This is a genomic window from Streptococcus oralis subsp. tigurinus, assembly GCF_002096275.1.
Taxonomy (GTDB): domain Bacteria; phylum Bacillota; class Bacilli; order Lactobacillales; family Streptococcaceae; genus Streptococcus; species Streptococcus oralis_CN.
Map to the genome: position 1 here is coordinate 942,892 of NZ_NCUG01000018.1, position 14,935 is coordinate 957,826.

Below are 14,935 nucleotides of genomic sequence, written 5' to 3' on the forward strand. Positions count from 1 at the left end.
TCTTCCCTTTCTATTCTAAGTGAACTGCTTATTCTTGTTCAGCAGTTTCTTCTGTTGCTTCCGCTTTTGTTGCTTTCTCTGCTTCTTCAGCTTCAAAGGCTGCTTTAGCCTCTTGGGCTGCTTTTTCGCGGGCTTTTTCAAGGTCATCTACGTGGATGACATCTTCGTCCATTCCTTCATCCAAGTCGCGAAGTTCCACTTCTTGGTCATCTTCGTCAAGAACACGCATGTCAAGACCAAGAGATTGCAATTCTTTGACAAGAACTCGGAAGGATTCTGGAACACCTGGTTTTGGAATTGGTTTTCCTTTTGTAATAGCTTCATAAGCTTTCAAACGTCCGTTGATATCGTCAGACTTGTAAGTCAAGATTTCTTGAAGGACATTTGACGCACCGTAGGCTTCAAGGGCCCAAACCTCCATCTCACCGAAACGTTGTCCACCAAACTGAGCTTTACCTCCGAGTGGTTGTTGGGTAACGGTTGAGTATGGTCCGACTGAACGCGCGTGCAATTTATCATCAACCATGTGGTGGAGTTTGATCATGTACATGACACCAACTGATACACGGTTGTCAAACGGCTCACCTGTACGGCCATCGTAAAGGATTGTTTTAGCATCGCTGTCCATACCTGCTTCTTTAACGGTTGACCAAAGGTCTTCAGAACTTGCTCCGTCAAAGACTGGTGTTGCGATGTGGATACCAAGAGTACGGGCTGCCATACCAAGGTGGAGCTCCATAACCTGACCGATATTCATACGTGATGGCACCCCAAGTGGGTTCAACATGATATCGACTGGAGTTCCATCTGGAAGGTAAGGCATGTCTTCTACAGGAACGATACGAGAGACAACCCCTTTGTTTCCGTGACGTCCGGCCATCTTATCTCCGACCTTGATCTTACGTTTTTGAGCGATGTAGACGCGAACCAGCATGTTAACACCTGATTGCAACTCATCTCCATTTGCACGTGTAAAGATCTTAACATCACGAACGACACCATCAGCACCGTGAGGTACACGGAGAGAAGTGTCACGCACTTCACGAGACTTGTCTCCGAAGATAGCGTGCAAGAGACGTTCTTCAGCTGAAAGGTCTTTTTCACCCTTAGGTGTGACTTTACCTACAAGAATATCGCCTTCTTTAACTTCGGCACCAATACGGATAATTCCCATTTCGTCAAGGTTTTTAAGGGCATCTTCCCCAACGTTTGGAATTTCACGAGTAATTTCTTCAGGCCCAAGCTTTGTATCACGCGTTTCTGATTCGTATTCTTCGAGGTGGACAGATGTGTAGACATCGTCTTTGACTAAGCGTTCGCTCATGATAACGGCATCTTCGAAGTTGTAACCTTCCCAAGTCATGTAGGCAACGATTGGGTTTTGTCCAAGCGCCATTTCTCCATTTTCCATAGAAGGTCCGTCAGCGATAAAGTCGCCTTTTTCAACGACATCACCAACTTTAACGAGGGTACGTTGGTTGTAGGCAGTACCTGAGTTTGAACGGCGGAATTTTTGAATGTGGTAAACATCTAGGGAACCATCTTCACGGCGAACTTCTACCTTGTCCGCATCTGCGTAGGTAACTTTACCATCATGCTGAGCAATCACAGCTGCTCCAGAGTCATGGGCTGCTTGGTATTCCATACCAGTACCAACGTAAGGTGCTTTTGGATCAATCAATGGCACAGCCTGACGTTGCATGTTGGCACCCATGAGGGCACGGTTGGAGTCATCGTTTTCCAAGAAAGGAATACATGCAGTCGCAACGGCAACTACCTGTTTTGGTGAAACGTCCATGTAGTCAACTACTTCTGCTGGGTACTCTTGGTTGACCCCTTGGTGACGTCCCATGACAACCTTCTCAGCAAAAGTACCATCTTCATTAAGACGAGAGTTAGCCTGTGCTACAGTAAATTCATCTTCTTCATCGGCTGTCAACCAAACGATTTCATTCGTAACAACACCTGTTTCACGGTCAACCTTACGGTATGGTGTTTGAACAAATCCATACTTATTCAAGTGCCCGTAAGATGACAAGTTATTGATCAAACCGATGTTAGGTCCTTCAGGTGTCTCGATTGGACACATACGACCATAGTGAGTGTAGTGCACGTCACGGACTTCATATCCAGCACGGTCACGAGTCAAACCACCAGGCCCTAAGGCTGACAAACGACGTTTGTGAGACAACTCAGAAAGTGGGTTGTGTTGGTCCATGAACTGGGACAATTGTGAGGAACCAAAGAATTCTTTGATCGCAGCTGTCACAGGGCGGATGTTGATAATTTGTTGCGGTGTCAAAACTTCATTGTCCTGAACAGACATACGTTCACGGACGTTACGTTCCATACGAGAAAGTCCAAGACGTACTTGGTTTGCAAGCAATTCACCAACTGCACGGATACGACGGTTTCCAAGGTGGTCGATATCATCCACACGTCCGATACCTTCTGCCAAGTTGAGGAAGTAGCTCATCTCTGCAAGGATATCCGCAGGAGTTACAACACGAACCTTGTCATCTGGATTGGCATTTCCGATGATGGTTACGACACGGTCTGGGTCCGTTGGGGCAACAACCTTGAATTTTTGAAGGACAACTGGTTCTGTCAGAACAGCTGCATCGTTTGGAATATAAACGATCTTGTTCAAGTCGCCATCCAAGTGGCTCTCGATACTTTCGATCACGCTACGAGTCATAGCGGTACCAGCTTCTACCAAGATTTCACCCGTTTCAGGATCTACCAATGGCTCAGCGATGGTTTGGTTGAGCAAGCGTGTTTTGATGTTCAATTTTTTATTAATCTTGTATCGACCAACGGCTGCTAAGTCATAGCGACGTGGATCAAAGAAACGTGCCACAAGCAAGCTACGTGAGCTTTCAGCAGTTTTAGGCTCACCTGGACGAAGGCGTTCGTAAATTTCTTTCAAGGCTTCGTCTGTACGAGAGTCCATTGGATTCTTGTGGATATCTTTTTCAACAGTATTGCGAACCAATTCGCTATCACCAAAGATATCAAAGATTTCATCATCACCTGAGAAACCAAGCGCACGAACCAAGGTCGTAAATGGAATCTTACGAGTACGGTCGATACGAGTATAAGCGATGTCTTTTGAGTCGCTTTCAAGTTCCAACCAAGCTCCACGGTTAGGGATAACAGTAGAACCGTAACCCACTTTACCGTTCTTGTCTACTTTGTCATTAAAGTAAACACCTGGTGAGCGAACCAACTGAGAAACGATAATACGTTCACCACCATTGATGATGAAAGTACCCATCTCAGTCATGATTGGGAAATCACCAAAGAAGACTTCTTGAGTCTTGATTTCGCCTGTTTCTTTATTAATCAAGCGGAAGGTTACAAAAATTGGTGCTGAGTAGCTAGCATCGTGGATACGAGCTTCTTCGAGCGTATATTTTGGTTCCTTGATTTCATAGCCAACAAATTCCAACTCCATTGTGTCTGTGAAGTTTGAAATTGGCAATACATCTTCAAATACTTCCTTAAGTCCGTGGTCTAGGAAATCTTTGAATGAATCCGTTTGAATTTCAATCAAATTTGGTAAGTCAAGAACTTCTTTGATTCTTGAAAAACTACGACGGGTACGATGTTTCCCGTATTGAACGTCATGTCCTGCCAAGATGATTCTCCTTTGTAAATAAATTCCAAGCCTTGTCAATCAGGCTTTTCTAATCGTCATATGGTTTTAAAAACCCCTATCACCGTGTCCCTTTGACAAATTTTCAGAATCTTTAAATCTTTGTTACAAGCACTCAAAAACCTGAAAAAAAGCACAAAAAGAGCAGCTAAATCTGACTTTTTCAGAAGATTTAACTGCTGTGAGCCTTGTCTGGACAATATTTCAGACAAAACCTACGACAAATGATTACTCATATTATACCTTATTTAGCCAGATTTTTCAAGGTTTTTTTACTACTTTTTAAACAATCTTTTCCTATATATTATTTTAAAATTTCAAGAGAATGAAGCATTATATTTTCTCTTCAAAACTAGGAAAACGCTTGCACTAATGTTTACCTCGTGCTATACTGTTAGGGAACAACTACACAAGGAGAATTGTGATGAAAAAGATCCCATCTCAAACTGAGAAAAAAATGATTTATGGTATCCGTTCCTTGAAGAACGGAGCTGGTTCTATCCTTATTGGTGCCAGCATTGTCTTGCTTTCTGCTGCAATGCCAACTATTTCAGCTAACGAAAACCTTCCTCAAACTCAGGAAAATACTAGCGCTGTGACCAAGGCCCCTACTGAGACTGAAACGAGTCAAACTCAAAAGGAAACGCCTATTTCTGAACAAAAGAATGCAAACGCTTCCCTTGACAATAAAAAGGAAGCCCTAGCAACTGACACTGCTCTAGCAGCTGAAACACCTAAAAAAGAAGACGCTACTACAAGCCAGCCCAACAGCAAAGAAGAGAAAGTAGATACTAGCACTTCGACGCCAAGTTCTGATCAAAAACCACAAGCAGACACTAGTTCTGAAGAACCAATCGAAGACAACTACTTCCGCATTCATGTGAAAAAACTTCCTGAGGAAAACAAGGATTCCCAAGGTCTTTGGACTTGGGACGATGTTGAAAAACCTTCTGAAAACTGGCCCAATGGAGCCAAGTCCTTCAAGGATGCCAAGCAAGATGACTACGGCTATTATCTAGATGTCAAACTCAAAAATGAGCAAGCCAAGAAAGTCAGCTTCCTTATCAACAATACCAAGGGGGATAACCTGACAGGGGACCGTTCGGTAGAGCGCCTCTCTCCAAAAATGAACGAGGCCTGGCTAGATGAAAACTACAAGGTATACAACTACCGTCCTCAACCAGCAGGAACTGTCCGTGTCAACTACTATCGCACCGATGGCAACTATGACAAAAAATCTCTCTGGTATTGGGGCGATGTCAAGAATCCAAGCAGTGGAGAATGGCCTGACGGAACAGACTTCACTGCAACTGGAAAACATGGCCGTTACATTGACATTCCACTCAATGAAGCTGCAAGAGAATTTGGATTTTTATTACTAGACGAAAGCAAGAAAGGCGATGATGTGAAAATCAGAAAAGAAGATTATAAATTCACTGATCTAAAAAATCACAGCCAAATCTTCCTTAAAGATGATGATGAAACCATCTACACTAACCCCTACTATGTGCACGATATCCGCATGACTGGTGCCCAACACGTGGCTAAGTCTCGTATCGAAAGCAGCTTTTCTACCCTAGTTGGAGCTAAGAAAGACGATATCCTCAAACACTCCAGCATCACTGATTACCAAGGGAATAAAGTAGCTATCACAGATGTGGAAGTGGATGAGGCAGGTAAAAAAGTGACCTATATCGGCGACTTCTCTGACACTCAACACCCGTACACTGTCAGCTACAATTCAGACCGATTTACCACACGTTCAAGCTGGCGCCTCAAGGATGAGTCCTACAGTTACGACGGTCCACTCGGCGCAACTCTAAAAGAAGATGGCAAGCGGGTTGATCTCACCCTCTGGTCTCCAAGTGCTGATAAGGTTTCCGTTGTCGTCTATGACAAGAAAGACCCTGAAAAGGTAGTCGGAACTGTCGCCCTTGAAAAAGGAGAAAAAGGAACCTGGAAACAAACTCTAGATGCAAACTCGGGTCTCGGTATTAGCAACTACACTGGCTACTACTACCACTACCAAATCGAGCGCCAAGGTAAAACCGTTCTCGTTCTTGACCCTTATGCCAAGTCACTAGCAGCTTGGAACAGTGACCTAGCAAAAACAGATGCCGCTCATAAGGTCGCTAAAGCTGCCTTTGTCGACCCATCCAAACTAGGACCGCAAGACTTGACCTATGGGAAGATTCGCAACTTCAAATCGCGCGAAGATGCTGTCATCTATGAAGCCCATGTTCGTGACTTCACTTCGGATCCTGCCATCGCAAAAGACTTGACCAAGCCATTTGGTACCTTTGAAGCCTTTATCGAAAAATTAGACTATCTCAAAGACTTGGGTGTGACCCACATCCAGCTCCTTCCAGTCTTGTCTTACTACTTTGTCAATGAATTAAAAAACCATGAACGTTTGTCTGCCTACGCTTCAAGCAACAGCAATTACAACTGGGGATATGACCCTCAAAACTACTTCTCCTTGACTGGTATGTACTCAAGCGATCCTAAGGATCCAGAAAAACGAATTGCCGAATTCAAAAACCTCATCAACGAAATCCACAAACGTGGCATGGGGGCTATCTTGGATGTGGTCTACAACCATACTGCCAATGTTGATATTTTTGAAGATATTGAGCCAAACTACTATCACTTTATGGACGCAGACGGAACTCCACGTACTAGCTTCGGAGGCGGCCGTTTGGGAACAACCCACTACATGTCTAAACGTGTCTTGGTAGACTCTATCAAGTATCTGGTTGAAACCTACAAAGTAGATGGTTTCCGTTTCGATATGATGGGAGATCACGATGCAGCTTCTATTGAAGAAGCTTACAAGGCTGCACGCGCCCTCAATCCAAATCTTATCATGCTAGGTGAAGGCTGGAGAACCTATACTGGCGATGAAAATACGCCTGTACAACCTGCTGACCAAGATTGGATGAAGAAAACAGATACTGTCGCTGTCTTTTCAGACGACATCCGTAACAACCTCAAGTCTGGCTATCCAAACGAAGGGCAGCCTGCCTTTATCACAGGTGGCAAACGAGATATCAATACCATCTTTAAAAATCTCATTGCCCAACCAACTAACTTTGAGGCTGACAATCCTGGAGATGTTATCCAGTATATCGCAGCCCATGATAACTTGACACTCTTTGACATCATTGCCCAGTCTATCAAAAAAGACCCAAGCAAGGCGGAAAACTACGCTGAGATCCATCGCCGTTTGCGACTTGGAAACCTCATGGTCTTGACTGCTCAAGGAACTCCGTTTATCCACTCTGGTCAGGAATATGGACGTACCAAACAATTCCTTGACCCAGCCTACAAGACTCCTGTTCCTGAAGATAAGGTTCCAAACAAGTCTCACTTGTTGCGCGACAAGGACGGCAAGCCATTTGTCTATCCTTACTTTATCCATGACTCTTACGACTCTAGTGATGCCGTCAACAAGTTTGATTGGACCAAGGCTACAGATAGGAAAGCATATCCTGAAAATGTCAAGAGCCGTGACTACATGAAAGGATTGATTGCTCTTCGTCAATCTACAGACGCCTTCCGACTCAAGAGTCTACAAGATATCAAAGAGCGCGTCCAACTCATTACTGTCCCAGGACAAAATGGTGTTGAAAAAGAAGATGTAGTCATCGGCTACCAAATCACTGCTCCGAATGGAGATATCTACGCAGTCTTTGTCAATGCAGATGATAAGGCTCGCGAATTCAACTTAGGAACTGCCTTTGCTCACTTGAGAAAGGCCGAAGTTCTCGCAGATGAAAACCAAGCCGGACCAGTAGGAATCGCTAACCCTCAAGGTCTCGAATGGACTGAAAAAGGCTTGAAATTGAACGCTCTCACTGCCGTTATTCTCCGCTTGTCTCAAGGTGGTGCCATCGTCGCTCCAGCTGTGGAAGAAAAACCAGAATTTGATCTTTCTAGCTTGGAAGTTGAACCAGAACAAGGTCAAGCTCAAAGCCTAGCAGCCAATCCTGAAACTCAAGAAACTACTACAGAGACTCTTTCTCAAAAACTCCTTCCAAACACAGGAACTGAGAATAAATCCCTTCTTGCCCTTGCTGGATTCAGTCTCCTTGCCCTTCTCGGACTTGGATGGTTGATAAAAAACAAGAAAAAGAACTAATACTCAATGAAAATCAAAGAATAAACTAGAAAGCTAGCCACAGGACTGCTCAAAGCACCGCTTTGAGGTTGTTGATAAGGCAAAGCTGACCTGGTTTAAAGAGATTTTCGAAGAGTATAACCTAGCCCTCCTATAGAGAAAACACCCCATGGTTAGAAGAATCTTCTAGTCATGGGGTGTTGTTTTTATGATACACTTATCTATTAAATCATATATTCTACGCTATAGGTGGCATCTGATAAGATACGAGCTAAGAACTGCTTGGTACGTTCTTCCTGCGGACGACCAAAGAAGTCGTGGGGGTTATTCTCCTCTACGATACGGCCTCCGTCCATGAAAATAACGTGGTTAGCGACATCCCTAGCAAATCCCATCTCATGCGTGACGACCACCATGGTCACACCTTCTCCCGCCAACTGTTTCAGAACATCTAAAACATCTCCAACCAACTCAGGATCTAGTGCAGATGTTGGTTCATCTAGCAAAATGACCTCTGGCTTGACGGCAATAGCACGCGCAATTCCTATTCGTTGTTGTTGCCCTCCAGATAGCTGGGAAGGGTAGTAGTCTTTGTAGGCCAGTAAACCAACTTTTCCCAAGGCAGATTCTGCACGTTTGAGCGCTTCTTCCTTAGGAACTTTACGAGCCACGATTAGACCTTCTAGAATATTTTCCAGAGCAGTTTTGTTTGCAAAAAGATTGTAGTGTTGGAAAACAAAGGCTGTTTTTTGGCGAATTTCTAGAATGTCTTTCTTGCTTAATTTGGCTAAGTCATAGGTCTTTCCTGCCAAGGTCAAACGGCCACTGTCAGCTTTTTCTAAGTGGTTGAGACAACGGAGAAAGGTCGTTTTCCCCGAACCTGATGGTCCTAAGATAACGACTACATCCCCTTGATTGACCTGGAGATTGACATCCTCCAGGACCTGCCTCTCACCAAATGTTTTTGCGATATGTTCTACTTGTAACATCTTGTCCTCCTATACAAAACGCGCGCTAGATGCTTTCGCTCTCTTTTCTTTTTTCACATAGCCTTTTTCTAACACAGAAAAGCCCCACTGAATCAAACCACAGATCAAAATATACTGCAAAAAGATCACAAAATAAGACTCAAAATACTGGTAACCGTAGGACGCTTCCACACGAGCAATAGCGGTGATATCCTTGATAGTCATAACAAAGACCAGAGAGGTCCCTTTGACGATATTGATCACCAGATTGGCCAAGTTAGGCAAGGCTGAGCGCAGGGCTTGAGGAAAAACAATCCTTAGATAGGCCTGGGTCGTAGTCAGCCCAATCGCATGCGCCGCCTCTAGTTGTCCCTTGTCCACCGTCAAGATAGCTGAACGCAAAATCTCCGATAAACTCCCGACTGTCATCAAACTATAAATGATAAAGGCATAATAGAGAGGATCAAGCTTGAAAATATCAAAGTCGCTTCCTATGCTTTTGAGAAGTTGATTCAGCAGACTTGGAAACAAACTATAAAAGAAGAGAATCAATAAAATCGGAGGAGTCGCTCGGATAAACGCCAGATAGACCAGAGAAAAACTCCTCACCCCTCGAACCTTGTAAATCTGCCCCAAGGCCAAAAATAGAGCCGGTAAAAAGCTTAAGACCATAGCCACAATCATGATAATCAAGGTGATTGGCACACCCTTCAAGGTCTCAAGAAAGGTCTTTACAATATAGTCTATATCCATTTCTTACCTCCCTTTTGTTTCCAAAGACTTCTCAAGCAAACGACTCAAGCTAGAAATAACTAAGGCAATCCCCCAATAAAGAAGCGCAACTGCCGTATAGGTTTCCAGCGAGTAGTTCCCTAAATTGCGACTGATCAAGAGATTGCCTGCACCCATAACATCAACGAAACCAATCGTATAGGCCAAGGCAGCATCCCGCATGAGATTGAGAATAGCGGTCGTTATATTGGGAAGAGCAACCTGAAAAGCTTGGGGAAAAATGATTCTCCAAAAAGTCTGACTTGGAGTCAAACCAATACTAAGCCCGGCCTCTGTCTGCCCCTTTGGAATAGCTTGATAGGCCGCCTTGAAGACCTCGGCAACAATAGCCGCAAACAAGAGAATCATCGTCAGGAGAACAAAAATAGTTTTAGACCAGTTGTTGATATCCAAACCAAGCCACCATTTCAGAAATTCTGGCAAGCCATAAAAGACTAGAAAAAGCAAGACAATCGGCGGTGTACAACGAAGGGTGAAAATATAGCCTTTGGAAATCGCTGCAAAACTCTTGTCTTCTCCTACTCGCGCCCAGGCCAAGAGACCTCCAAAAAGGGAACCAAGAAGAGTGGTAAAAAAGAGAATGGACAAGGTCATAGGAAGTGCCTGCCATAAGGTCGGCAAAAACTGAAAGACCTTGGAAAAATCATAAGAAACCATGCAAAACCCTTTCTAGTCTTAGAATTTCTGGTCTAGTCTTTGTCTACGTAACTAAAGACATCTTCTTTAAAGTATTGCTGAGATAGCTTAGCAAGCGTGCCATCTTCTTTCAACTCTTTAATTGCTTTTTCGTATTCTTTAGCGAATTGCTCACCCTTTTCATCACGGTGAATCAAGGGATAAGTTGGAATGCCCTTATATGGGAACCAGCTGAGTTTATCTGCATATTGGTGGTAAGGGCCATCTTCTGCGGTAACTGCTTTTTCAAAGGACAGTTTGATATCAAAGAAGGCATCATAACGTCCTTCTAAGACCCAGGCATAGGCATCTGCCACCTTAAAGGATTCTGCTGCAGTTAGCTCAATTGGTGCATCTTGATGTTTTTCGTTGTAGCTAGTGATGACATTCCATTGAGCATTCTGTGGAGAGATGGGAACCAATTTCCCTTTATTCTTAGCAAAGTCATCAATGGTTTTGTATTTCTGTTCATCTTCTTTTCTGACAGTAAATCCGATGATGCTCGCTCCGACTGGTTCAGATGGAATGACAAACTTTTTAGCTCGTTCATCTGTGTACCAAGCTCCCTTGGTTCCGATGTCATACTTACCTGATTCCAGACCAATCAAGAGGTCGTCATCACTGGTACCCGTATATTCAAATTGATAGTTTGCCAACTTCTCATCAACAGCCTTCAAAACAGCTACTTCATAACCATCTGATTCTCCTTTTTCATTGACAAAGTCATAAGGTACATAGTTTTGTGTATGGGCAACCTTCAAGGTTATGACTTCAGCAGACGAAGCCGTTTCTCCCTCCTTGGCTGGAGCGCCAGCTAAACTTCTCCCGATAATCGTTGCCCCAATTACTGCAACAACTGCTACACCACCGATAATCCATGCTTTTTTACTCATCTTTTTCTCCTTTAGTTTTCAAGCGCTTCTCTCACCCACTGGATACATTCAACTGCGATATCACTTGGAATGGTACAATCTGCCCCAAGTACCAAGCCCTGTTCCCCAGCTTCTGCAACTAGTTTCTTTGCCTCAGCCTGAATGGCATCCTTGCTACCAGTATACAGCAAGCCTGTCTTGCCATTTTCGAATCCTCCAAGAACCGTACGTCCCTTGAAAATCTCACGACCTTCCTTGAGAGTGATTCCCTCTGGTCCTACAGCCCAGTTAAAGACTTGGGCTGTATAGTCTGCAAAAAGGTGAATATCATTTCGCGCCCCCTCGTAGCCACAGATATGAAGAACTGTGACGCCACCAACAGCACTAGCCGCTTCCAGAACAGTTATCTCGCTAGGTGCAATGACAGCTTGATACTCTGCTGCCGACACTCGTTGATCTTGGATACTCTGCACGCTGAGGTAGATTCCATCAGCACCAGCCTCTTCGATGACAGCTCGGCTGAGACTCGCAATATCCTCTGCAATCACATCCAACACCTTCTTAAGAGATTTAGGATCTTCCACCAGAAAGTCCGCGATAAGGTCATCCCCACCAGACACTTTCCCAAGCAGCCACTTGAGATAGGTCACAGGAGCAAAAATATTGTAAATCGCAACGATATCTTCTGTAAATTCTTGCTTGATTTTCTTAACCAAGTCCACTTGCTCTTTTATCCAAGCGTGCTCTGGTCCGAGTGGTTGAATAGTTGCCAATTCTTGAAGTGATTTTCCTTTGGCAATCGCTGGATTTGGATAAGCAAAGTAGCCATCACTCATGAGTTTGATAAAGTCTGGCTGAACTTCTCGGATAAAGCGCTTATGGCCCTCGATATTCTTCTCGATAATAGCTGGATTTGAGAAACCGTGTAGCCATTCGTCTTCGGATGTGAAATGGTGCCAAAAGCCAATTGGCACACGATCAACCTTTTCACCTTTAAATGCTTTTAAAACCCATTCTTTTTTTTCTGACATTCTTATTCTCCATTTCTTACTTTTTCAACTAATAAACTGCTTGCGATATCATTCGAGCGTAGAAAGGGGAGACTGGACTTGGAAAAATCCTGAACTCCACGACATCTCTCTCCATTTTTGCAGTGCCCATTTTTTACGACACTTATGGCGATCAAGGCCAGCAAACCGACAACTGCAATGAAGATGCCCCATCTTTTACTTTTCATAGCTCCTCCTTTTAGAGAACCGCTGCCTGCCGAATCCAGTCCAACCTCTCTAAGTCAAAGTCATCTGGAACAGTACAGTCAGCTCCCAGAAGAACCCCTTTACTACCTGCTTCAGCCAGTAACCGTCTTGTTTCATTTTGCAATTCCGCCTTGGAACCTTGATAAAGCAAGCTTTTCTTGCCATTTTCAAATCCACCTAAAACGGCCTTGCCTGGAAACGACTCTTGACCCTGTGTCAAACTAACATCCTCATGATGAGTCGCCCAATTGACCACTTGAGCTGGATAGTCCTTAAATATCGTCACATCATTGCTCGCACCTTCAAAACCACAGATATGGAGGATATTGGTCCCACCAACCTGATTAGCTGCCTCCAAAATCGCTATATTGCTCGGTTCGATATAGGTTTGATAGAGGGCTGGTGTGATGCGCTCATCCTGAATTTCCTGGGTGCTGAGGTAAATCCCGTCAACACCACCTTCCTGGATGATTTTCTGAGTTAAGGAAGCAATGTCTTTTGCAATCACATCTAGAATAGCTCTGAATCGCTCAGGATTTTCAAGCAATAGATCAGCCACTTCCTTATCTCCCCGTGAAGTTTCTGTACGGAACCAGCGCTTGAGGTAGGAGATAGGCGAAAAGATATTGTAGAAAGAAGCGATCTCTTCAGTAAAGGTCTCTCGAATCGCTTGTACCACTTCCACCTGTTGCTGAATCCACGGGTGTCCCTCACCAATCGACTCAATAGAAGTCAGCTCCCGAATGCTTGCGATCTTAGGACTATAGACATTACTTGGATAAAGGAAAAAACCATCGCTCATAATTTTGACAAAATCAGGACGAATCCTTTCCACATAGCTGCGATGCCCTTCAACACTCTTTTGAAAGATACGTGGATTATTTAATCCTTGCCCCTTTTCTTCGAGTGTTACAAAATGAAACCAAAATCCCACAGGAACTCTTTCCACTTCATCGCCTCGAATCGCTCTAAAGACTAGATCTCTTTTACTTGCCATACCTTTCTCCTTCCATTTGGATTGAAACCATCTTACCACTCCTTTTCCCCTTTTCCCAATATATATTGACTATCGACTCGATTGGAAATTTTTATATCTATAAAGAAAAAATCCCTGAAAAGCTTGATGTTACTAGCCTTTCAAAGATTCACTTTATTTTCATCTATTTTTCAAAAAGAAGCTGATATAGATTTTCTATCAAGCCGATTGGATTTTTTTATATCCATCTTCATTCCAAAATTAAGTACATAATTTTATTCTAATACCAAATCACTACTGAAAATTTATTTTCTTCCAATATTTTCTTGCACAAATCCCATGAAAACGCTACAATATTAATAGACTATTATTAGGAGGATGGGATTATGAAAATATCCAAAGTTACCATTACAATTGCTTCTACACTTGCTTCCGTCATTTTACTGACTGGCTGTGGCACAAATTCGGCAAATTCACAGACAACACAAAGTAGTACATCTGATAATCAGGTTACAATGACCTATGATCAGTTGCGTTCAAGAGAAAACACTATGTCAACCCTTTGGTATCAAAAAGCAGCTGAAACCAAGGCACTCTATCTACAAGGTTACAATGTCGCTACTGATCGTTTGAAAGAACTACTAAAAACACAGACAGATAAACCCTACTCTATCGTTTTGGACTTGGACGAAACCGTACTAGACAACAGTCCTTATCAAGCGCAAAATGTCAAAGACGGAACAGCATTTACCCCAGAAAACTGGGATGTCTGGGTAAAAAAGGCCGCAGCCAAGGCTGTACCAGGTGCTAAAGACTTCCTCCAATTTGCAGACCAAAACGGTGTCCAAATTTACTATGTATCTGACCGCACGATAGATCAGGTAGATGATACGATCAAAAACCTAGAAAATGAAGGGATTCCTGTACAAAGCCGCGATCATCTCATGTTCTTAGAAAAAGGCGTCAAATCTAAAGAAGGTCGTAGACAAGCAGTCCAAGAAAAAACCAACTTAGTCATGCTACTAGGAGACAATCTTGTGGACTTTGCAGAGTTTTCAAAGACCTCTGAAACTGAGCGCGACCAAAAATTAGAGGAATTACAAAAAGAGTTTGGTGAGAAATTCATCATTTTCCCTAACCCAATGTACGGATCATGGGAAAGCACTGTTTACAATGGTAATAAATTGGATGCCAAGGGTCAAACTGAAGAGCGCCAAAAAAACTTACAAGGTTTTGATAAATAAAATAAGGGAGCCATATACCAGTTTACACCAACCACAAAATATCGTATTTGAGAGAATATCAAAAAAGACGATTTTCAAGCGGAAATCGTCTTTTAATAGGACAGACTTCTCCAATTCAAAATGTACTTCATTTAGTATATGTGTAGCTATAAATCATATTTTCTAAGTGGTTTATACATGACTGTTCGTCAGGGAAAGCAAATATGCAAAATTTAGAAATTTTGATATAATAGAACTATCAAAAAGTAAAGGAATGATTGGTATGAAAGCAATCACAGCTCACAGCTCACAGCTCACAGCTCACAGCTCACAGCTCACAGCTCACAGCTCACAGCTCACAGCTCACAGCTCACAGCTCACAGCTCACAGCTCAC

10 protein-coding genes are annotated in these 14,935 nt (G+C 43.3%); 2 read left to right on the forward strand and 8 right to left on the reverse strand.

The genetic code is table 11. The annotated features are described in order from the left end of the window. Positions 1-28 precede the first annotated feature (28 nt). Positions 29-3,640 (reverse strand): DNA-directed RNA polymerase subunit beta, encoded by a 3,612-nt coding sequence (rpoB, locus tag B7725_RS09675; RefSeq protein ID WP_084875939.1) that lies wholly within the window; start codon positions 3,638-3,640, stop codon positions 29-31. A gap of 442 nt (positions 3,641-4,082) precedes the next feature. Here rpoB and B7725_RS09680 point away from each other — a divergent pair, with 442 nt between their 5' ends. Continuing rightward, the gene (locus B7725_RS09680; RefSeq protein WP_084875941.1) at positions 4,083-7,799 is read left to right on the forward strand and encodes a pullulanase; all 3,717 of its coding nucleotides are present in this window, start codon (positions 4,083-4,085) and stop codon (positions 7,797-7,799) included. Positions 7,800-8,002: 203 nt separating this feature from the next. On the opposite strand, the gene B7725_RS09690 is transcribed toward B7725_RS09680, so the two are convergent. From B7725_RS09690 to B7725_RS09720, 7 genes are read right to left on the reverse strand one after another with little or no spacing between them, the layout of a single operon-like run. Then, positions 8,003-8,767, reverse strand: a complete 765-nt coding sequence (locus B7725_RS09690) for an amino acid ABC transporter ATP-binding protein (RefSeq protein WP_084875943.1) — start codon at positions 8,765-8,767, stop codon at positions 8,003-8,005. Positions 8,768-8,776: 9 nt separating this feature from the next. Then, the gene (locus B7725_RS09695; RefSeq protein ID WP_084875944.1) at positions 8,777-9,499 is read right to left on the reverse strand and encodes an amino acid ABC transporter permease; all 723 of its coding nucleotides are present in this window, start codon (positions 9,497-9,499) and stop codon (positions 8,777-8,779) included. Between the two features lie 3 nt (positions 9,500-9,502). Continuing rightward, positions 9,503-10,195, reverse strand: coding sequence for an amino acid ABC transporter permease (locus tag B7725_RS09700; RefSeq protein ID WP_000255465.1), 693 nt, complete (start codon positions 10,193-10,195; stop codon positions 9,503-9,505). 32 nt (positions 10,196-10,227) lie between these two features. Further along, positions 10,228-11,106, reverse strand: coding sequence for a transporter substrate-binding domain-containing protein (locus B7725_RS09705; RefSeq protein WP_049478849.1), 879 nt, complete (start codon positions 11,104-11,106; stop codon positions 10,228-10,230). An 11-nt stretch (positions 11,107-11,117) separates the two neighbouring features. Beyond that, complete coding sequence (locus B7725_RS09710) at positions 11,118-12,116, reverse strand: uroporphyrinogen decarboxylase family protein (protein ID WP_084875946.1); 999 nt, start codon at positions 12,114-12,116, stop codon at positions 11,118-11,120. A 2-nt stretch (positions 12,117-12,118) separates the two neighbouring features. Further along, on the reverse strand, positions 12,119-12,322 hold the full coding sequence (locus B7725_RS09715) for a hypothetical protein (RefSeq protein ID WP_000837735.1): 204 nt from the start codon (positions 12,320-12,322) through the stop codon (positions 12,119-12,121). 11 nt (positions 12,323-12,333) lie between these two features. Then, positions 12,334-13,338 (reverse strand): uroporphyrinogen decarboxylase family protein, encoded by a 1,005-nt coding sequence (locus tag B7725_RS09720; protein ID WP_084875947.1) that lies wholly within the window; start codon positions 13,336-13,338, stop codon positions 12,334-12,336. Positions 13,339-13,703: 365 nt separating this feature from the next. Between B7725_RS09720 and B7725_RS09725 the strand changes: the two genes are divergently transcribed. Beyond that, on the forward strand, positions 13,704-14,561 hold the full coding sequence (locus tag B7725_RS09725) for a 5'-nucleotidase, lipoprotein e(P4) family (protein WP_000703383.1): 858 nt from the start codon (positions 13,704-13,706) through the stop codon (positions 14,559-14,561). The last annotated feature ends 374 nt before the right edge of the window (positions 14,562-14,935 follow it).